This is a genomic window from Kitasatospora sp. NPDC051702, from assembly GCF_040681575.1.
GTDB lineage: Bacteria > Actinomycetota > Actinomycetes > Streptomycetales > Streptomycetaceae > Kitasatospora.
This window is the reverse complement of the sequence record NZ_JBFAZB010000022.1, coordinates 32,635-52,226: the sequence shown is the minus strand read 5'-3', so window position 1 is coordinate 52,226 and position 19,592 is coordinate 32,635. Positions and strand designations below refer to the sequence as shown.

General features: G+C 73.6%; 20 protein-coding genes. 13 read left to right on the top strand and 7 right to left on the bottom strand.

All coding sequences use genetic code 11. The features are described 5' to 3' along the window. Nucleotides 1–51 precede the first annotated feature (51 nt). The 7 genes from AB0N04_RS19720 (at nucleotide 52) to AB0N04_RS19690 (ending at nucleotide 6,870) form a co-directional block, all read left to right on the top strand. On the top strand, nucleotides 52–1,452 hold the full coding sequence (locus AB0N04_RS19720; protein WP_360210210.1) for an MFS transporter: 1,401 nt from the start codon (nucleotides 52–54) through the stop codon (nucleotides 1,450–1,452). 218 nt (nucleotides 1,453–1,670) lie between these two features. After that, complete coding sequence (locus AB0N04_RS19715) at nucleotides 1,671–2,171, top strand: hypothetical protein (protein ID WP_360210120.1); 501 nt, start codon at nucleotides 1,671–1,673, stop codon at nucleotides 2,169–2,171. A gap of 190 nt (nucleotides 2,172–2,361) precedes the next feature. Then, entirely contained in the window at nucleotides 2,362–3,072 is a 711-nt protein-coding gene (locus AB0N04_RS19710; RefSeq protein WP_360210122.1) for a hypothetical protein, read from the top strand. 90 nt (nucleotides 3,073–3,162) lie between these two features. Beyond that, nucleotides 3,163–3,861, top strand: coding sequence for a hypothetical protein (locus AB0N04_RS19705; protein ID WP_360210124.1), 699 nt, complete (start codon nucleotides 3,163–3,165; stop codon nucleotides 3,859–3,861). A gap of 119 nt (nucleotides 3,862–3,980) precedes the next feature. Next, nucleotides 3,981–4,559 carry an NADAR family protein gene (locus AB0N04_RS19700; protein ID WP_360210126.1) on the top strand — a complete coding sequence of 193 codons (579 nt, stop codon included), beginning with the start codon at nucleotides 3,981–3,983 and terminating at the stop codon, nucleotides 4,557–4,559. Beyond that, a complete protein-coding gene (locus tag AB0N04_RS19695) occupies nucleotides 4,556–5,728 on the top strand; it encodes a hypothetical protein (protein WP_360210128.1) in 1,173 nt (390 codons plus the stop codon). Before AB0N04_RS19700 ends, AB0N04_RS19695 begins: the two co-directional genes overlap by 4 nt. 68 nt (nucleotides 5,729–5,796) lie before the next feature. Further along, entirely contained in the window at nucleotides 5,797–6,870 is a 1,074-nt protein-coding gene (locus tag AB0N04_RS19690) for a hypothetical protein (RefSeq protein ID WP_360210130.1), read from the top strand. A gap of 88 nt (nucleotides 6,871–6,958) precedes the next feature. On the opposite strand, the gene AB0N04_RS19685 is transcribed toward AB0N04_RS19690, so the two are convergent. Further along, nucleotides 6,959–8,341: a glycine--tRNA ligase gene (locus AB0N04_RS19685; RefSeq protein ID WP_360210132.1), complete on the bottom strand. Its 1,383-nt coding sequence runs from the start codon at nucleotides 8,339–8,341 to the stop codon at nucleotides 6,959–6,961. A 191-nt stretch (nucleotides 8,342–8,532) separates the two neighbouring features. Between AB0N04_RS19685 and AB0N04_RS19680 the strand changes: the two genes are divergently transcribed. Genes AB0N04_RS19680 through AB0N04_RS19665 form a run of 4 tightly spaced genes read left to right on the top strand, consistent with a single transcriptional unit; the run spans nucleotide 8,533 to nucleotide 11,679 of the window. Further along, on the top strand, nucleotides 8,533–9,498 hold the full coding sequence (locus AB0N04_RS19680; protein WP_360210134.1) for a metal ABC transporter substrate-binding protein: 966 nt from the start codon (nucleotides 8,533–8,535) through the stop codon (nucleotides 9,496–9,498). A 17-nt stretch (nucleotides 9,499–9,515) separates the two neighbouring features. After that, nucleotides 9,516–10,280 carry a metal ABC transporter ATP-binding protein gene (locus AB0N04_RS19675; protein ID WP_360210136.1) on the top strand — a complete coding sequence of 255 codons (765 nt, stop codon included), beginning with the start codon at nucleotides 9,516–9,518 and terminating at the stop codon, nucleotides 10,278–10,280. Next, entirely contained in the window at nucleotides 10,277–11,233 is a 957-nt protein-coding gene (locus AB0N04_RS19670) for a metal ABC transporter permease (protein WP_360210138.1), read from the top strand. Before AB0N04_RS19675 ends, AB0N04_RS19670 begins: the two co-directional genes overlap by 4 nt. 35 nt (nucleotides 11,234–11,268) lie before the next feature. After that, nucleotides 11,269–11,679 (top strand): Fur family transcriptional regulator, encoded by a 411-nt coding sequence (locus tag AB0N04_RS19665; RefSeq protein WP_360210140.1) that lies wholly within the window; start codon nucleotides 11,269–11,271, stop codon nucleotides 11,677–11,679. Nucleotides 11,680–11,758: 79 nt separating this feature from the next. On the opposite strand, the gene AB0N04_RS19660 is transcribed toward AB0N04_RS19665, so the two are convergent. The 4 genes from AB0N04_RS19660 to leuA all read right to left on the bottom strand — a co-directional run bounded on the left by AB0N04_RS19660 (nucleotide 11,759) and on the right by leuA (nucleotide 16,382). Continuing rightward, the gene (locus AB0N04_RS19660; RefSeq protein WP_360210142.1) at nucleotides 11,759–12,598 is read right to left on the bottom strand and encodes an isoprenyl transferase; all 840 of its coding nucleotides are present in this window, start codon (nucleotides 12,596–12,598) and stop codon (nucleotides 11,759–11,761) included. A 4-nt stretch (nucleotides 12,599–12,602) separates the two neighbouring features. Further along, a complete protein-coding gene (gene recO / locus AB0N04_RS19655; RefSeq protein ID WP_360210144.1) occupies nucleotides 12,603–13,349 on the bottom strand; it encodes a DNA repair protein RecO in 747 nt (248 codons plus the stop codon). A gap of 303 nt (nucleotides 13,350–13,652) precedes the next feature. Then, the gene (locus AB0N04_RS19650; RefSeq protein WP_360210146.1) at nucleotides 13,653–14,345 is read right to left on the bottom strand and encodes a TerB family tellurite resistance protein; all 693 of its coding nucleotides are present in this window, start codon (nucleotides 14,343–14,345) and stop codon (nucleotides 13,653–13,655) included. 240 nt (nucleotides 14,346–14,585) lie between these two features. Beyond that, a complete protein-coding gene (gene leuA / locus AB0N04_RS19645; RefSeq protein WP_360210148.1) occupies nucleotides 14,586–16,382 on the bottom strand; it encodes a 2-isopropylmalate synthase in 1,797 nt (598 codons plus the stop codon). Between the two features lie 337 nt (nucleotides 16,383–16,719). Here leuA and AB0N04_RS19640 point away from each other — a divergent pair, with 337 nt between their 5' ends. Both AB0N04_RS19640 and AB0N04_RS19635 read left to right on the top strand, forming a co-directional pair. Next, nucleotides 16,720–17,742 carry a M4 family metallopeptidase gene (locus tag AB0N04_RS19640; protein WP_360210150.1) on the top strand — a complete coding sequence of 341 codons (1,023 nt, stop codon included), beginning with the start codon at nucleotides 16,720–16,722 and terminating at the stop codon, nucleotides 17,740–17,742. A gap of 159 nt (nucleotides 17,743–17,901) precedes the next feature. Further along, nucleotides 17,902–18,168: a protealysin inhibitor emfourin gene (locus AB0N04_RS19635; protein WP_360210152.1), complete on the top strand. Its 267-nt coding sequence runs from the start codon at nucleotides 17,902–17,904 to the stop codon at nucleotides 18,166–18,168. Between the two features lie 107 nt (nucleotides 18,169–18,275). On the opposite strand, the gene era is transcribed toward AB0N04_RS19635, so the two are convergent. Together era and AB0N04_RS19625 are read right to left on the bottom strand one after the other, a co-directional pair. Further along, nucleotides 18,276–19,205: a GTPase Era gene (gene era, locus AB0N04_RS19630; protein ID WP_360210154.1), complete on the bottom strand. Its 930-nt coding sequence runs from the start codon at nucleotides 19,203–19,205 to the stop codon at nucleotides 18,276–18,278. Between the two features lie 127 nt (nucleotides 19,206–19,332). Continuing rightward, nucleotides 19,333–19,491, bottom strand: a complete 159-nt coding sequence (locus AB0N04_RS19625) for a hypothetical protein (protein WP_360210156.1) — start codon at nucleotides 19,489–19,491, stop codon at nucleotides 19,333–19,335. Between the last annotated feature and the right edge of the window lie 101 nt (nucleotides 19,492–19,592).

Genomic DNA, 19,592 nt, shown 5'->3' with positions numbered 1-19,592 from the left:
GCCACCGGCGGCCCGTCGACCGCCCACCCCTCGACCGGCGGCCGCCCCGCCGTGGCCCCGTCCCCCGGGACCCCCTCCCTCGGCACCGCCGGGCTGGTCACCGTCCTGCTCGGGGCCTTCCTGCCGATGCTCGACTTCTTCATCGTCAACGTCGCGCTGCCCACCATCGACCACGACCTCGCCGCCGGCCCCGCCGTCCTCGAACTCGTCGCCGCCGGCTACGGCATCGCCTTCGCCGTGCTGCTGGTGCTCGGCGGCCGCCTCGGCGACATCTTCGGCCGGCGCCGGCTCTTCGTCATCGGCGCGCTCGCCTTCGCCGTCACCTCGCTCGCCTGCGGCCTCGCCCCCGGCGCCTGGAGCCTGGTCGCCGCCCGGGCCGCCCAGGGCGCCTCGGCCGCACTGCTGATCCCGCAGGTCCTCGGCACCATCACCGCCGCCACCGAGGGGGCCCGGCGCGGCCGCGCCCTCAGCGTCTACGGAGCCGTCGGCGGCATCTCCGTCGTGATCGGCCAGGTGCTCGGCGGCATGCTCGTCGCCGCCGACCTGTTCGGCACCGGCTGGCGCTCCGTCTTCCTCCTCAACGTGCCGTTCGCGCTGCTCGCGGTGGTCCTCGCCGTCCGCTACGTCCCGGAGAGCCGGGCCGCCAGCGCCGCCCGGGTCGACGTCCCCGGCACCGTCCTGCTCACCGCGGCCCTGGTCGCGCTGCTCGTCCCCCTCATGGAGGGCCGCGCCGCCGGCTGGCCGCTCTGGTCCTGGGTGATGCTGGCCCTGTTCCCCGTCCTCGCCGTCGCCTTCGCCCTCGTCGAACGCCGCGCGGAGCGGCGCGGCGACACCCCGCTCGTGCCGCCGACGCTGCTGCGCATCCCCGAGATGCGGCGCGGCCTCGGCATCGCCCTGCCCTACTTCGCCGGCTTCGGCGGCTTCATGTTCGTCATCGCCGTCGCCCTGCAGCAGGGCCTGCACCTGGGCCCGGTGGCGGCCGGCTGGGCACTCGTCCCGATGGCCGTCGGCTACTTCAGCGCCTCGCTCTCCGGCCCGCGGCTGATCGGCCGGTACGGCAGCCGGGTGCTGAGCGCCGGTGCCGTCGTCCAGGCCACCGGACTGGCCACCCTCGCCGCGACCGTGCTCACCGACTGGGCGCACTTCTCGCCGCTGCGGATGGCCCCCGGCGTCGCCCTGGCCGGCATCGGGCAGGGTCTCATCGGCACCCCGCTGTTCCGGGTCGTCCTCTCCAAGGTGCCCACCGCGCGCGCCGGCGTCGGCAGCGGCGTACTCGCCACCAGCCAGCAGGCCAGCCTCGCCCTCGGCGTCGCCACCCTCGGCACCCTCTACCTGTCGCTCTCCCCCGGTCTCGGCATGGACCGCGCCCTCGCCCTCTGCCTGGGTCTCCAGCTCCTCGGCTCGTTCACCGTCCTCTACCTGACCACCCGTCTCCCCCGCTCCATCGGCTGACCCGGCCGGCGGGTCACGGCGCGCAGGACGGCCCCGCGGTCACCCCGTGACCGCGGGGTCCGGCCGTTCCCGGCGGGGCGGTGCCCGTCGGGGCGTCACTCACCCCGCCCCGGGCCCGGGTGCCGGCACCCGGGCGGGGTGAGTACCCGTACTCATGCCGCGCCGGGGCGCCTGCGGAAGGCTCGTCCCGTACCTACCGCACACCCGAGGAGACCGTCGTGTCCGTCGAAGCCGCCCGTTCCGCCCACCACACCGCGGTCGCCCGGCTCATGGTGGTCGGCGCGGGGTTCTGGGGGGCCGCCCCCTTCTACGCCCTGGCCATGCGGCCGCACCCGGGCGATCGGCTGCCGCCCCGGGAGAAGTGGGGTTCCGCCGAGTACGAGACGGCCCAGATCGACAACCTGGTCGCGGGGATCGGCTTCCTGATGATCCTGCTGGTGGCCGCCACCGCCGTGTGGTGCTGGGCCCGGGCGGCGCACCGCCTGCGGCAGGGGGCGGCGGGCGCGGCGGCCTTCGCGGCGGGGACGGCGCTCTACACCGGGCTGCTGGCCGTCGTCGGCGCGGGCGCGGTCTTCGGCGGCCTGCGCGATCCGGCCGCGGTCGGGGCGCTCGCCGTCCTGCTGCCCCTGAGCGCGGCCGCCCTGGTGGCCACGGCGCTGCCCCGGATGCGTCGGACACCGCGGCCGGGCCTCGGCAGCGGGGCGGTCGAAGGCCGCTGACGTCGCGTCGTGGCGGCCGGCGACCGCAGCGCCCACGGCCGCGGTGCCCCCACGGCCCGCACCGGCTCCCGCCCGCGGTGCCCTCCTGCCAGGCCCGCCCGGCCTTCCTCCCCGCGCTCCGGGCTGTCACCCTGGTCATCCGCCCCGCCGCGGCGGGCACCCCGTACCGACGGCCACCCCGAGGAGGGACATGACCCCGGACATCCACCAGGCGCTGGACCTCCAGGAGGACGACAACCTCCTGGAGGCCGGCGCCGCCGCCCCGCCCAACCGCCCGCCGTACGACAAGGTGCTCGCCACCCGCCCGGTCCGCCGGCTCCCGTACGCCTGGGTGGCGCGGAGCAGGCCCGGCGCCACCCTCGTGGCCGTCCTCGGCACCTGGAGCGAGGGCGCCGGCCTGGCCCGGCTCACCGTCCTGCCGGACGGCACCGCCGAGGGCGGGATCATCGCCCGCGCCGACGCGCTCCCCGGCGACGCCGCCCGGTACGCCCGGAGCCAGCCGTACTGGATCACCTTCGCCGGGCCCGGCCGGCCGGCGCGGATCACCCCCACCCTCCTGAGCGACCCGGCGGCCGCCCTCCTCGTCCAACTGGCCTTCCCCGACGCGGAGTACTACGTCACCATCGGCGAGGACCTGGAGTCGATCCACTGCCTGGCGACCCCCGGCTCGCTGGCCGAGGTCCGCGACGACACCTACGGCTGGACGGCCCACCAGAGCGGCCGGCGCGCCCTGTGGGACGAGGCCGAACCCCTCCTGGCCGCCTGGCAGGAGGCCGGGCGCCCCGGCGCCACCGCCGTCCGGCTCCGGATCGCCCCGCACACCTGGACCGCCTGGGTCCCGGGCCACCCCGCACTGCGCTGGGAGCACCGGTGCCCTGACGCGCCGCCCGGCGAAGTGTGAGAATCGCGTGATCTCCGGGACGGGCGGGGCGACACCTGGAAGGCTGTGGCCCCGATCCGACCGCACCACGACCACCCGGGGGAGCCACCCATGCCGCTGTTCGGCAGCCGCAAGAACCTTCCGAAGCCCCTGTGCGACGAGCACGGCCCGTGCAGGGAACTCGCCAGGATCTCGGTCTTCGACGTCCGGGACCGGCTGCGGCTCCTGATCACCCCGACCAGCGGCCTGGGGCCGGACACGATGGCGCAGCGGATCGACGACGAGCTGTCGGTGGTCCTCTGCGTCGACGGGGGGAAGCGGGGCGGGGCGACGGCGGCCCTGTCGATCGCCGAGCACGCCGCCGACCAGTGGAGCATCAGCCGCCCGGAGCTGTGGGAGCGGGCGTTCGCCAACCTGCCCGCCCAGGACCTCAACCGGCGGTCCTTCAACGCCACCAACGGCGACACCCTGTACGCCATCAACGGCACGGGCGCCTGGCCCGGCGCCGCCCGGGCGCTGCGCCTGGAGCAGGCCCTGGGCGGGATCGAACTGCCCTACGGCGCCCTGGTCACCCTGCCCACGGGCAACGCCTTCTGCGCCGCGCCGATCCGCACCAGCGCCTCGCTGAACGCGATCCGCTTCATGATCGACCTGTCCGGGAACCTCGCCGCCGGCGACCCGGCGCCGCTGACCTCGTCGATCTTCTGGTACCGCGACGGCTGGCTCGAGAACCTCAACGTCGGGACGAACGGCATGATGCGCCCCTCGGCCCGCTTCCGCGAGCTCGCCGACACCCTGCCGGCGGCCTGAGCGACGGGCTCCCACCCGGGCCGGGGCGCACTCTTCCACAGCGCCCCCCGGGGGGCACCCCCGACGGCCGCCCCGAAACCCGCTGGCCCGGACCCGCCCCTTCATGTCAGAGTGACGATATGAAGGAGAAGCACGTGGGGCACCCCGGCGAGGCCCGCAGCCGGGCCGAGTTGGCGGCGCTGACGGCGGCCGGGGCGCGGCCGAAGTGGGTGATGTTCTGGGGGCACACCGCGCGCGGGGGCGGGGGCACCCGGCAGGAGTGCCTGAGCCAGTGGTGGCCCGCGGAGTTCACCGTGGACGGGGTGACGTACCCGTCGGCCGAGCACTGGATGATGGCGGGCAAGGCCCGGATGTTCGGGGACGAGGCCATCGCGCGGCAGGTGCTGGAGGCGCGAACCCCGGCCCAGGCGAAGAAGCTGGGGCGGCTGGTCCGGGGCTTCGACGGCGAGGTGTGGGAGGCCGGTCGGTTCGAGCTGGTCGTCGAGGGCAACGTCGCCAAGTTCGGGCAGGACGAGCGGTTGCGGGCGTACCTGCTGGGCACGGGGGCGCGGGTGCTGGTCGAGGCCAGTCCGGTGGACCGGATCTGGGGCATCGGGCTCGCCGCGGACGACGTCCGGGCGGAGCGCCCCGCCGAGTGGCGGGGGGAGAACCTGCTCGGCTTCGCGCTGATGGAGGCCCGCGCACGGCTGGCCGCGTGAGGGCGGTCGTCCCGCTGCTGGACGGTGCCGTGCTGCTGTCGACGGGGGCGGCGCTGGCACTGGCGCCACGCGCGTGGCGGCGCGAGGTCGCGCCCGGGCGCGGGAGCCGGGAGGTCCCGCGGGGGCGCGGGAGCCGGGAGGTCCCGCCCGGGCGCGGGGGGCGCTTCGGCCCGGAGGCGGCGCTGGCCGTCGTCGTCGGACTGATCCTGCTCAACCAGGCCCTGTTCACGGTGTACGTCCGCCGGGTGCACGACGGCAGCGCCGCGTTCGTCGCCCGCCACCTGCCGCCCGGCTGGTTCGACCTGGCGGGCCCGAACGCGCTGCTCGACCGGCTGGCGGCGCACTTCCCCGCACCGGAGCTGCTGGCGCCCACCGTGCTCCGGGTCCAGGCGCTGCTCGAACTGCCGCTGGTGCTGCTGGCGTTCGCCGCCGTGCTGCGCCGGCTGGACCGGGGCCTGTACGTACGGGTGGCGCGCTCGCCGCTGGTCCCGTTCGCCGCCGCCTCCTACACGGTGGCGTTCTGCGCGGTGGAGTGGGACCTGCACAACCCGTACACCGTGGACGACATCGCGCTGCGGATCGTCTCGGCGCTGGTCACCCCGCCGTTGCTGGCCCGGATCGCCGGGCGGGAGCCGCCCGCCGACCGACCGCCGCGCAGCCCGGTGCTGTTCGCGGTCGACCTGTGGCTGTACGGCCACCTGATGCTGGTGCTGTACGACACCGTGCTGCTCTACAACCTGGGCCGGCTCGGCGGGCACCTGCCCGGCGCGCTCGCCGGGGTGGCCGCCCTGGCCGTCACCGCGGCGCTGCCGCGGTCCGCGCAGGAACCCGGCCCCCGGGTCGCCGCGCTCACCGCGACGACCGGCCGCGCGCTCGCCCTCTTCCTGGTGCCGGCGCTCGCGATCCGCTACGGCGCCTCCTTCGGCACTCCCCGGCTCGCCGCCGCCGCGGGCCTGCTGGTGGCGGCGGCCGCGCTGCGCCGGGAGTCCCTCCGACTGCTCCCCGCCGCGGCGGCGGGCCTGGCCGTCGGGTGCGCGGTGGCCGCGCTGCTGCCGGGGCCGTACTTCGAGGCGACGCTGCTCCGGAGCGCGACCGGCGCACTTCTCGCGGCGTCCGCCCTCTGCGAGCTCCTTGACACCACTCGGTCACGACTGGACGTGCTCCCTTAACTCCCCAGCCACATAACGACGCCAGGATGTCCCGCAGTCAGGGTCGAGATGGACAGGGTGGGGCGATCATGCGCATGCGGCCGACGGCAGAACCCGCGGGCCAGCACCTGGAAGGCGAGCACCAGGCGCACGAACTCCGGGCGGAGCTGGACGAGTTACTCCGGGCGAGCCGCTACGCGAGCCAGCGGGAGCGGCGGTTGAACGAGGCGCTGCGGGCGGCACCGGGCCGCCAGCGGCCGGACGGGGACCTGCTGCGCCAACTGGCCCAGGCCCGCACCCTGCGCGAGGGCCTGGGCGCCCGTTGCCTCCAACTGAGCGACCAGCTGGAGGACTTGCAGACCCGGCTGCGGCACCGGCAGTCCGAGCAGGCACCGCACCCCGCGCCGGCGGCACCGCCCGCCCGGCCCGACCTAGGCGCCCTGTCCGAACGGGTGTCGGCCCTGCACCGCGCCGGCGCGTTCGCCGAGGCCGCGGAGCTGCTCGCCCAGGCCGCGACCCGCCTCGAACCGGCCGACACCGCACTGCTGGTCGGCATGCTGGCCCGGCGCGGCCCGTCGGGCGCCTCGCTCCGGCTGGCCAGGAGCGCCGCCCGCTGCTCCCCGGAGCAGGCGGTGGCGGTGCTGGCGGAGTTGCGCGAGCTCGGGCTGGCCGAGGAGGCCGCGGAGCTGTTCCACACCTTCTGGGGCCTCCCGGCCGCCGAGCTGCCCGCCCTGCTGGCGGCGCTGGAGCGGGCCGGTCAGAGCGCGGACGGCGCCACGCTGCTCTGGGAGTGGGGCTCGGCGCCGACACCGGAGCTCACCGCGCTGGCCGACGGCCTGCGGCGCGCGAACCGCCGGGCCGACCTGCGGACCCTGCTGCGCCAGGCGGCGGGCCGGCCGACCGCGGACCTGGCCTCGCTGGCGACGGGCCTGCCGGCCGAGCTCGCCACCGTACTGCTGCACGAGCTGGCCGCGCTGCGCCCGCCGGCGGAGCTGGTCCGGCTGGCGGCCGCCCTGGAGACGGCCCCGGGGCTGTACGAGGAACTGCTCGCGGCCCTGCTGGCCGACGCCGTCCGGCACCGGACCACCCTCGCCGCGCTGCGCAGCGCCGGCCTGCCGACCACGCCGGCCCCGGCACCGCGGTCCCGCTGGGGCCGCAGGTAGCCGCGCCGGGCCGCGACGGGCCGCGACGACGGGAGCCCCCGCCCGCCCGGTGAGGGCGGACGGGGGCTCCCGGAGGCGCCGGCCGGACTCAGCAGCCGATCAGTCGCGCGGCCAGGTACGACTTGACCTGGTCGAGCGAGACGCGCTCCTGCGACATGGTGTCGCGCTCGCGCACGGTCACCGCGTTGTCCTCGAGGGTGTCGAAGTCGACGGTGACGCAGAACGGCGTGCCGATCTCGTCCTGGCGGCGGTAGCGCTTGCCGATGGCGCCGGCGTCGTCGAACTCGACGTTCCACGCGGTGCGCAGGTCGGCGGCCAGGCCGCGGGCCTTCGGGGAGAGGTCGGCGTTGCGCGACAGCGGCAGGACGGCGACCTTGACCGGGGCCAGGCGCGGGTCGAGCCGCATGCCGACGCGCTTCTCCAGGACGCCCTTGGCGTTGGGCGCCTCGTCCTCGAAGTAGGCGTCGATCAGGAAGGCCAGCATGGCGCGGTTGAGGCCGGCCGCCGGCTCGATGACGTACGGGAAGTACCGCTCGCCGGACTCCTGGTCGAAGTACTTCAGGTCCTGGCCGGACGCCTCGCTGTGCACCCGCAGGTCGTAGTCGGTGCGGTTGGCGACGCCCTCCAGCTCGGAGAACTCGCTGCCGCCGAAGTTGAAGCGGTACTCGATGTCCACCGTGCGCTTGGCGTAGTGGGAGAGCTTCTCCTTCGGGTGCTCGAAGAAGCGCATGTTCTCGGTGCGCAGGCCGAGGCCGACGTACCAGTCCCAGCGCTGCTGGAGCCAGTACTCGTGCCACTGCTCGTCCTCGCCCGGCTTGACGAAGAACTCCATCTCCATCTGCTCGAACTCGCGGGTGCGGAAGATGAAGTTGCCGGGGGTGATCTCGTTGCGGAAGCTCTTGCCGGTCTGGGCGATGCCGAACGGCGGCTTCTTGCGCGAGGTGGTCTGGACGGCCTTGAAGTTGGTGAAGATGCCCTGGGCGGTCTCGGGGCGCAGGAACGCCAGGCCGCTGGCCTCCTCGGTGACACCGAGGTGGGTCTTCAGCATGCCCGAGAAGTCCTTGGGCTCGGTGAACTGGCCCTTGGTGCCGCAGTCGGGGCAGTTGACGTCCTTGAGGCCGTTGGCCGGCGGGAAGCCGTGCTTGGCCTCGTACTTCTCCTCCAGGTGGTCGGCCCGGTGGCGCTTGTGGCAGGAGAGGCACTCGGTCAGCGGGTCGTTGAAGGTGGCGACGTGGCCGGAGGCCTCCCAGACCTCACGGGCGAGGATCACCGACGAGTCGAGTCCGACGACGTCCTCACGCGCCTGCACCATCGCGCGCCACCACTGGCGCTTGATGTTCTCCTTGAGCTCGACACCCAGCGGCCCGTAGTCCCAGGCGGCACGCGTGCCGCCGTAGATCTCGCTGCAGGGGTAGACGAAGCCACGGCGCTTGCTCAGGCTGACGATCGTGTCGATCTTGTCGGCGGCCACAGTGCTCTCTTCAGTACGTACGGCACGGTCAGGGCACGGCTGGTTGCGCGTACCCGAATACCTCAGGTTACCGGCCATATGGGTACGTGGTTCAAATCGGTATCGTCCGGTCTCCCCCACCCATCGTCACCTGCCGTTCACCCGTCCGAGTGAGTTGACAATCATTTCCACTAAAGATGAGAATGATTGTCATGATGATCCGACGACGCACCCGCAGCTCCATAGCCCTCGCCGCCACCGCCCTCGCCGCCTCCCTCGCCCTCACGGCCTGCGGCGGCAGCAGCAGCGCCCAGGACGCGAACGGCAAGCTGAAGGTCGTCGCCTCCTTCTACCCGATGGAGTACCTGGCCCAGCAGATCGGCAAGGACCACGTCGCGGTCACCGACCTCACCGCGGCCGGCGTCGAGCCGCACGACCTGGAGCTCACCGCCAAGCAGGTCGGCACCGTCCAGAAGGCCGACGCGATCCTCTACCTCAAGGGCCTGCAGCCCACCGTCGACCAGGCGGTCGCCCAGTCCGGCAGCAAGCACAAGATCGACGCCACCGCCGCCAGCCCGCTGGTGGACCACCACCTCGACGAGGGCGCCGAGGACGGCGGGGCCGACGGGCACCGGCACGAGGGCCCGGCCGGCGACCCGCACATCTGGCTCGACCCGACCCGCTACGCGGCGGTGGCCAGGAGCGTCGGCGAGGAGTTCGCCAAGGCCGACCCGGCCCACGCCGAGGACTACCGCCGGAACACCGACGACCTGGTCGGCCGGCTGACCGCGCTCGACGAGCAGTTCCGCACCGGCCTGAAGGACGCCGGCACCCGGACCTTCGTCACCAGCCACGCCGCCTTCGGCTACCTCGCCGAGCACTACGGCCTCACCCAGGTCGCCGTCAACGGCGTCGACCCGGAGTCCGAGCCCACCCCGGCCCGCCTCGCCGAGGTGCAGAAGGCCGCCAAGGACAACGGCGTCACCACGATCTTCTTCGAGACCCTGGTCAGCCCCAAGCTCGCCGACACCGTCGCCAAGGACCTCGGCCTCAGGACCGCCGTCCTGGACCCCCTGGAGGGCGTCAAGGACCCGGCCAAGGACGACTACCTGACGGTGATGAAGCAGAACCTGGCCAACCTCCAGGCCGCCCTCGGCGCCACCAGCGCCGCCAGCTGACGGGACGACAGCACGCCATGACCCCTCCGACACCCCCGGCCGTCCGCCTCCGTGACGCCGTCGCCTCGCGCGGCGGCCGGCCGGTGCTGCGCGGCGTCGACCTCACCGTCCAGCCCGGCGAGGTGGTCGCCCTGCTCGGCGCCAACGGCTCCGGCAAGTCCACCACCGTCAAGGCCGTCATCGGCTCCGTCCCGCTGGAGCAGGGCTCCCTGGAGCTGTTCGGCGTCCCGTACGCCGGGTTCCGCGCCTGGCACCGGATCGGGTACGTCCCGCAGCGCACCACCGCCGCCTCCGGCGTCCCCGCCACCGTGCGCGAGGTGGTCTCCACCGGGCGCCTGCCGCAGCACCGGCTGCTGCCGTTCCGCCGCCGGGACCGCGCCGCGGTGGACCGCGCGCTGCACGCCGTCGGCATGCTGGAGCGGGCCGGGGACGGCGTCGCCGACCTCTCCGGCGGCCAGCAGCAGCGGGTGCTGATCGCCCGCGCCCTGGTCGGCACCCCCGACCTGCTGATCATGGACGAGCCGATGGCCGGCGTGGACGCCGCCAGCCAGCAGGTGCTCGCCGACACGCTGCGCGCCGAGGTCGCCCGCGGCGCCGCCGTCCTCCTCGTGCTGCACGAACTCGGCCCGCTGGAGCCGCTGATCGACCGCGCCGTGGTGCTGCGGGACGGCTGCGTCGCGCACGACGGCCCGCCGGTGCCCAACACCGGGCTGCACGCGCTCCCCGGCCACGACCACGTCCACCCGCACGCCGACCACACCCCGCCGAGGCTGCTCGCATGACCGAGATGCTGTCCTACGAGTTCATGCAGCGCGCCCTGCTCGCCGCCGTCCTGGTCGGGATCACCGCCCCGGCCGTCGGCATCTACCTGGTGCAGCGCCGGCAGGCCCTGATGGGCGACGGCATGGGCCACGTCGCGATGACCGGCGTCGGCCTCGGCTTCATCTTCCAGACCAGCCCGGTCTGGATGGCCGTCCTGGTCTGCGTGCTCGGCGCCGTCACCATGGAGCTGGTCCGCTCGCGTGGCAACCAGCGCGGCGACATCGCGCTCGCGATGCTCTTCTACGGCGGCATGGCCTGCGGCAAGCTACTCGTCTCGCTCTCCGCCCAGGCCGGCGCCGGCTCGCTGGAGAGCTACCTGTGGGGCTCGATCCTCACCGTCGCCCCCGCGGACCTGACCGCCATCGCGGTGCTCGGCGCGGTGGTCGTCGCGGTCACCGTCGGGCTGCGGCGCCAGCTCTTCGCGATCTGCCAGGACGAGGACTTCGCCCGGGTCACCGGGCTGCCGGTGCGCACCCTCAACCTGCTGCTCGCGGTGATGGCGGCGGTCACCGTCACCGTCGCCATGCGGGTGGTCGGCCTGCTGCTGGTCAGCGCCCTGATGGTGGTCCCGGTGGTCGCCGCCCAGCAGCTGACCCGCTCCTTCGCCGCCACCCAGGCGGCCTCGATCGCGCTCGGCGTGGTGGTCTCGCTGGCCGGCGTCACCGGCTCCTACCAGCTCGACGTGCCCTCCGGTCCGGCCATCGTGCTGCTCGCGATCGCCGTCTTCGCGGTGTTCAGCGTGCTCGCGGCACCGCTCGCCCGGCGCCGCCACCGGGCCTCCGCGGACCCGGGACCGAAGGTCTGCGACGTCGAACTGCCGGACCGTCCGGCCGGGTCGCACCCGGGGCAACTCCCGGAACAGAGTTCGTCCGACACGACCACCCCGGGGCGGCGGGCAGGGCTGGCACAATGAGGTGCGAGACGCCCACCACCCCAGGAGGACCCACGGTGACCACCGCAGGCCCGTCGCCGCGCGCCCGATCGACCCGGCAGCGTGCCGCCGTCTCGGCGGCCCTGGACGAGATCGAGGACTTCCGCAGCGCGCAGGAGCTCCACGACATGCTCAAGCACCGCGGGGACTCCGTCGGTCTGACCACGGTCTACCGCACCCTCCAGTCGCTCGCGGACGCCGGTGAGGTGGACGTGCTGCGCACCGCCGACGGCGAGGCGGTCTACCGCCGGTGCAGCAGCGGGCACCACCACCACCTGGTCTGCCGGCACTGCGGCGCCACCGTCGAGGTGGAGGGCCCGGCGGTGGAGCGCTGGGCCAACTCGGTCGCCGCCGAGCACGGGTTCAGCGACATCGCGCACACCCTGGAGATCTTCGGCACCTGCGCGGAGTGCGCCAAGAAGGTCTGAGCGCGCCGCCCGGACGCGACGGCGAAGGGCCCGCGGGAGCTGCTCCCGCGGGCCCTTCGCCGTGCCCCGGCGCCGCGCCTCAGCGCTGGGTGGGCAGCCCCACCGGCGCCGGCACCTCGTTCGGGATCGCCCCGCCGAAGCGGCGGTCGCGCATCGCGTACTGCTCGCAGGCGCGCCACAGGTCACGGCGGTCGAAGTCCGGCCAGAGCACGTCCTGGAACACGAACTCGGCGTACGCGGACTGCCAGAGCAGGAAGTTGGAGGTGCGCTGCTCGCCGCTGGGGCGCAGGAAGAGGTCCACGTCCGGCATGTCCGGGTGGTACATGTAGCGGGCGAGGGTCTTCTCGTTGACCTTCTTCGGGTCCAGCCGCCCGGCGGCGACGTCGGCCGCGAGGGCCTGCGCCGCGTCCGCGAGCTCGGCCCGGCCACCGTAGTTGACGCACATGTAGAGCGTGACGGCGTCGTTGCCCTTGGTCTGCTCCTCGGCGACCTGCAGCTCCTGGACGACGCTCTTCCACAGCTTCGGCATCCGGCCGGCCCAGCGGATCCGCACGCCCATCGCGTCCATCTCGTCCCGGCGGCGGCGGATGACGTCCCGGTTGAAGTTCATCAGGAACTTCACCTCGTCGGGCGAGCGCTTCCAGTTCTCGGTGGAGAACGCGTACAGCGAGATGTTCTTGACCCCGAGCTCGATCGCGCCCTTGAGGACGTCCAGCACGACGGACTCCCCGACCTTGTGGCCCTCGGTGCGCGGCAGCCCGCGCTCCTTGGCCCAGCGGCCGTTGCCGTCCATCACGATCGCGACGTGCTCGGGGACCAGCTCACCGGGGATCTTCGGCGGCCGGGCGCCGCTGGGGTGCGGGGTCGGGGGAACGTACTCCCGCTGCTTGCCGCCGCCGAAGAGCCGTCGCGCTGCCATGTGCTCACTTCTCCACGTATCTCATCGAGCGGATGCCCCGCTCCAAATGCCACTGCAGATAGGCCGCGACCAGGCCGCTGCCCTCCCGCCAGTACCGCGGCTCGCAGGAATCGGCCGTCTGCCAGTCCCCTGACAGCAGCGCCCCGAGCAGTACCAGTGTCTCAGGGGAGGGTACGGCACATCCCGGCACTCGGCAGTCCGGGCAGAGCACGCCGCCCGCCTGGAGCGAGAAGAAACGGTTCGGCCCCTCCAGGCCGCACTTGGCGCAGTCGGTGAAGCTCGCGCCGTACCCGTTCACCGCGAGCGACCTGAGCAGGAAGGCGTCCAGCACCAGGTGCGACTCGTGCAGGCCAGCCGCCAGCGTGCGCAGACCGCCCACCAGCAGCAGGTACTGCTGCACGGCCGGCTCGCCCTCGTTCTCGGCGAACCGCTCGGCCGTCTCCAGCATCGCCGTCCCGGCGGTGTAGCGGCCGTAGTCGGTGACGATCGAACCGCCGTACGGCGCGATGGTCTCCACCTGGGTGCAGAGCGGCAACCCTCGGCCGACCAGCTCACTCCCCCGGCTGAAGAACTGCACGTCCACGTGCGAGAACGGCTCCAGGCGGGCGCCGAACTTGGACTTGGTCTTCCGCACCCCGCGCGCCACCGCGCGCACCTTGCCGTGCTGGCGGGTCAGCAGGGTGATGATCCGATCGGCCTCGCCGAGCTTCTGCGCCCGCAACACGACGCCGTCGGCCCGGAAAAGACTCATGCCAGCCATTCTCCCCCAGCCGCCGGCCCCGGCCGACAGCCGGCGACGACCGCCGGGGCCCGGGCGGGCGCCGACAGCCGTGTTGCCCGCACCGAGTCCGTGGGGGAGGACCGTACGGTGCGGGTCACGGCGGGCCCGGAGGGGGGAGTCGGGCCCGTTTGTGGGGGATGGGGATGGCTCGGGGGTCCGGTCGGACGGTTCAGGAGGTCGGTTCAGGTCCAGGAGGTCGGTTCGGCGGGGGTGGCCCGGCGCACCCGCCGCCGGGGCCCGGCCCGGAGCCGGAGACCGGGACGGGCGGGGCGACTAGTACGGCGCCCGGGTCGCCGCCTCCAGCAGCGCCCCGACCCGCGACGCCGGCAGGTCCAGACAGCGCCCGACCGCGGCCAGCGCCTCGCGCTCCTGCGGCAGGTAGCGGCCGTCGGCGAGGGCGATCGCCGCACCCTGCAGCAGCAGCCGCTCCCGGCCCTGGTGGGCCAGGTGCGGGGCGAGCGGTTCGAGCACCGCGTGCAGTTCCACCGCCAGGCCGGCGGCCTCCCCCAGCCCCTCGCCGGAGGGCTCCCCCAGCTCGTGGGCGTCGCGGAGTTCGCCGCCGAGCCCGGAGAGCGCGGCGAGCGCGGCCAGCACCTGCGCCTCGCCGCAGTCCTCGAAGCCGGCCTCGCGCACCGCCGTGCAGGCCGCCTCGCGGGCCGCCCGGTGGGCGGTGCCGCCGGCCGCGAGCAGGGCCAGCGCGATGGTGTACTGGGCGTCCCGCAGCATCGCTCCGAGACGCACGCAGGTCGGTTGCTCCAGGCTCTCGACGCCGTACCGGCCGTGGCAGCCGGTGCACTGCACGCTGCCGATCACCGGGCCGAGCGGGAGCACCGGCGTCCCCAGCAACCGCAGCCACCGCCGGCCGTGCTGCCGGCGGTAGTTGCGGTCCCCGCCACAGCCGGGGCAGAAGAAGTCACCGAGAACGTCCGTCCGCCACCGCGGGCGAACACCCCACAACCTGGTCACGGCGCCACTCCCCAGACATGGCAGGCGGCCTGCACAACTATGGGCAGGTCACGCGACCGGACACCTGGGCCGTCCCACCGACCCGGCTTTCCGGTGGATCGATGTTGCCACGGTTACCGGCACGTGTCAGTACCCCGAACGCCTTCCGACCCGAAAAAATGTGGCGCAGGACACAGCCGCCCCCAGGTGCGGCGAAGGGCCGCCCCGGAGGACGGCCCCGCCGCGTGCCACTCGTACGAACTACCCGCGCTGCGCCCGGTTGACGGCGCTGATCATCGCCTTCAGCGAGGCCAGCACGGTGTTGCCGTCGATGCCGACGCCCCACAGCACCTTGCCGTCCACCGCGCACTCCACGTACGCGGCGGCCTGGGCGTCGCCGCCCTCGCTCAGCGCGTGCTCGGCGTAGTCCAGGACGCGGACGTCCACGTCGATGCGGGCCAGCGCGTCCGCGAAGGCGGAGACCGGACCGTTGCCGACACCGGTCAGGGTGACCGGCAGGCCGTCCACCAGCGCGCCGGCGATCAGCGCGTCCCGGCCGTCCTCGGTGGTCAGGGTGCGCGAACCGCTCAGCGAGATCCGGCCCCACGGGTTCTCCGTGGTGGGCAGGTACTCGTCCTCGAAGACCCGCCAGATCTCGGCCGGGGTGACCTCGCCGCCCTCGGCGTCGGTCATGGCCTGGATGATCCGGGAGAACTCGATCTGCATCCGGCGCGGCAGGTCCAGCTTGTGGTCGTTCTTCAGGACGTACGCGACACCGCCCTTGCCGGACTGGCTGTTGACCCGGATGACCGCCTCGTAGGTGCGGCCGACGTCCTTCGGGTCGATCGGCAGGTACGGCACGCCCCAGGTGTGCTCCTCCACCGGGACGCCGGCCGCCTTCGCGTCCGCCTCCAGGGCGTCGAAGCCCTTCTTGATGGCGTCCTGGTGCGAGCCGGAGAAGGAGGTGTACACCAGGTCACCGGCGTACGGGTGGCGCGGGTGCACCTCCATCTGGTTGCAGTACTCGGCGGTGCGGCGCACCTCGTCGATGTCGGAGAAGTCGATCTGCGGGTCGATGCCCTGCGAGAACAGGTTCATGCCCAGCGTCACCAGGTCGACGTTGCCGGTCCGCTCGCCCTGGCCGAACAGGCAGCCCTCGATGCGGTCGGCGCCCGCCATGTAGGCCAGCTCGGCGGAGGCCACGGCGGTGCCGCGGTCGTTGTGCGGGTGGACGGACAGGCAGACGAACTCGCGGCGCGACAGGTTGCGCGACATCCACTCGAACTGGTCGGCCTGGACGTTCGGGGTGGCCCGCTCGATGGTGGCCGGCAGGTTCAGGATGATCTCGCGGCCCTCGCCGGGCTGCCAGACGTCCATCACCGCCTCGCAGACCTCCAGGGCGAAGTCCAGCTCGGTGTCGACGAAGATCTCCGGCGAGTACTGGTAGCCGAAGACGGTGTCCTCGCCCAGCAGCTTCTCGGCGTACTCCATCACCAGCCGGGTGCCGTCGGTGGCGATCGCCTTGGTGGCGGCCCGGTCGTTGCGGAAGACCACCCGGCGGAACAGCGGGGCCGTCGCGTTGTACAGGTGGACGGTCGCGCGCGGGGCGCCGACCAGCGACTCGACGGTCTTCTCGATCAGCTCCTCGCGGGCCTGGGTCAGCACCGAGATGGTGACGTCCTCCGGGATCGCCCCCTCCTCGATCAGCGACCGCACGAAGGCGTGGTCGGTGGCACCGGAGGACGGGAAGCCGACCTCGATCTCCTTGTAGCCCATCGCGACCAGCAGGTCGAACATCTTGCGCTTGCGGGCCGGGGACATCGGGTCGATCAGCGCCTGGTTGCCGTCCCGCAGGTCGGTGGAGAGCCAGCGCGGCGCCTTGGTGATCACCTTGCTCGGCCAGGTGCGGTCCGGCAGGTCGACGGTGTCGAACGGCAGGTAGCGCCCGTGCCGCATGCCCGAGGGCTGCTGGCGGACGGAGGCGCCGGTGATCGGGGTGGGGCGGTCGACGAAGGCGCGACCGGCGGGGATGGACGCGGCGGAGCTCTGCTCGGTCATGGAGTGACTCTCTCGGCTTCCTGTGATGCGTGGGTGCGGGGCGGGTCGGGGAAGATCAACACCGACTGGCCGGCCAGCTGCCGCTCGCGATCCTCCGTTGGATCGCCCGATGACGCGCACAGCTCGAATCCCCGCGGCGAGGGAGCCGGCCCGAAATGGACTACAGGCCCTCGACGCGGCAGCTAAGAAGAAGCAGCCCGTTGCGCATGATGTCCCCAGCGTAACCCAGGGCCGCGCGCCCCCGAAGTGATCCGGCCCACCGTTCCACTCCTTGAGACGCCGACCGGTCACGCCAAGAGTGGTGACATCCGGTCATCGAGGCCTCACCCTGGGCCACATGACTGCAGCAGTACCGATCTGCGCGATCGTCCCGCCGTACGTCCTGGACCGCCTCGCCGAGGCCGGTCACGAGCCCGCCGTCCGCTCCCTCGCACTCGACACCGCGCACCGCGCGGCCCGCCTCGCCCCTCCCCCGCCGCCCGCCGGCGGGGCGGCCCCGAGCCGGGTGATCGCCGACGCCGGTCACAGCCAGCGGCTGCCCGGCCGCACCGTCCGCACCGAGGGCCAGGCCCCGGTCGCCGACCAGTCGGTCGACCACGCCTACGACGGCCTCGGCGCCACGTACGCCCTGTTCTCCGACGCCTACGGCCGCCGCTCGATCGACGACCAGGGGCTGCGCCTGGACGCCACCGTGCACTACGGCCGGGACTACGACAACGCCTTCTGGAACGGCCACCGGATGGTCTTCGGCGACGGCGACGGCGAGATCTTCGGCGACTTCACCGCCTGCATCGACGTCATCGGCCACGAACTCACCCACGGCGTCACCCAGTTCACCGCCGGACTGCAGTACCAGGACCAGCCCGGCGCGCTCAACGAGTCGGTCTCCGACGTCTTCGGCTCGCTGGTCAAGCAGTACGCGCTGCGCCAGGACGCCGCCGACGCCGACTGGTTGATCGGCGCCGGCCTCCTCGCCCCCGGCATCCAGGGCGTGGCGCTGCGCTCCATGAAGGCCCCCGGCACCGCCTACGACGACCCCAGGCTCGGCAAGGACCCGCAGCCCGCGCACCTGCGGGACTACGTGGACACCGCCGAGGACAACGGCGGGGTGCACATCAACTCCGGCATCCCCAACCACGCGTTCTACCTGCTGGCCACCGCCCTCGGCGGCCCGGCCTGGGAGCGCGCCGGCCGGATCTGGTACGACGCGCTGACGGGCCGCCGGCTGCCCGCCGACGCCGACTTCACCGCCTTCGCCCGGGCCACCGTGGCCGCCGCGCAGGCCCGTTACCCCGACCAGCCGTCGGTGGCGGACACCGTGACGGCCTCCTGGGCGCAGGTCGGGGTCAGCCCGGGCTGACCACCGTCCGGGAGGGCGGCCGGAGGGGAGTCGACGAGGGGCCGGAAGGGGGCCCGGAAGGCGCTCGGAGGGGGATCGGCGGCTGGTCGAGCCGGGCTTAAGGTCACGGTCGGGGAAAAGGCCCGGCAATCCCCCTCCCTGCGTAGCACCATGGACACCATGCGTATCCAGGTGACCCGGACCGGCGGCCTCGCGGGGATCGTCCGCCACGCGGAGCTCGACACCTCCGACCGCACGGACGCCCCGCACGTCCACGCGCTCGCCCGCGAGGCCGTCGCGGGCGGGCTGCGGGCACCCTCCTACGGGGTGCCGGACGGCTTCCACTACGAGATCAGCGTCGACGGCCGCACGGTGCACTGCGCCGACCCGAAGCTCACCGACTCCCAGCGCGAGCTGGTCTCGCTGGTGCTGCGCGAGGGCGCGTAGGCCCGGACGGTGCTGCGCCGCCCGGTGGCCACCCGCCCCCGCGTACGGCGAAGGCCCGCCCGGAGCACTCCGGACGGGCCCGCCCGGGCCGTCGGCCCGGCCGCGGCTCAGAAGCCGAGCTTGCGCAGCTGCTTCGGGTCGCGCTGCCAGTCCTTGGCCACCTTGACGTGCAGGTCGAGGTAGACCGGCGTGCCCAGCAGCGCCTCGATGTGCTTGCGGGCGGTGGTCCCCACGTGCTTCAGCCGCGCGCCCTTGGCGCCGATCACGATGGCCTTCTGGCTCTGGCGCTCGATGTAGACGTAGGCGTGGATGTCCAGCAGCGGGCGGTCCGCCGGGCGGCCCTCGCGCGGGAGCATCTCCTCGACGACGACGGCCAGCGAGTGCGGCAGTTCGTCCCGGACGCCCTCGAGCGCGGCCTCGCGGATCAGCTCCGCGATCATGACCTGCTCGGGCTCGTCGGTGAGGTTGCCCTCCGGGTAGAGCGGCATGCCCTCCGGCAGGAGCTTGGTGAGCAGCTCGGCGACCAGGTCGACCTGCTTGTCGCCGACCGCGGAGACCGGGATGATCTCGGCCCACTCGATGCCCAGCTCGACGCCGAGCTGCTGGATGGCGATCAGCTGCTCGGCCAGCCGCTTGGAGTCGACCAGGTCGGTCTTGGTGACGATGGCGACCTTGGGGGTCTTCTTGATCTCGGCGAGTTCCTTGGCGATGAACTTGTCACCGGGGCCGAGCTTCTGGTCGGCGGGGAGGCAGAAGCCGATCACGTCGACCTCGGCCCAGGTCGAGCGGACCAGGTCGTTGAGGCGCTCGCCGAGGAGGGTGCGCGGCTTGTGCAGGCCGGGGGTGTCGACCAGGACGAGCTGGGAGTCCGGGCGGTGCACGATGCCGCGCACGGTGTGCCGGGTGGTCTGCGGTCGGTCGGAGGTGATCGCGACCTTCGTCCCCACCAGGGCGTTGGTCAGGGTCGACTTGCCCGCGTTGGGTCGGCCCACGAAGCACGCGAAGCCGGAGCGGTACGGGGAGGAAGGGGCACTCATGCGCTCCATTCTCCCTGATCACCGGAGCCCCGCCGTCCGACCCCGCCCGGAACCCGCGACCGGCCGCCGGGGACGGGCCGCCTGCGGGCCGCGAACGGCCCCGGGAGCGGCCCGGGACCAGCCCGGATCAGCCCCGGCGCTCGCCCCTGGCGACGAGGGACATCACGATCAGCAGGACCAGGAAGGCGATGGAGCCCCAGAGCCAGAACGGCGAGCCGGTCTCCTGCCACTTGCCCATCCCCATCACGAACAGCAGCAGTCCGGCGAAGAACGCGACCGCCCCCATCTGCCCAGCCCCCTCACCGAGTTCACTCCCCCGGTGAGATTATCTGCTGAACACAGGACGGTGGTCGCCGGACCGTCGCCGCCCCCGCGGAGCCCGGGCCG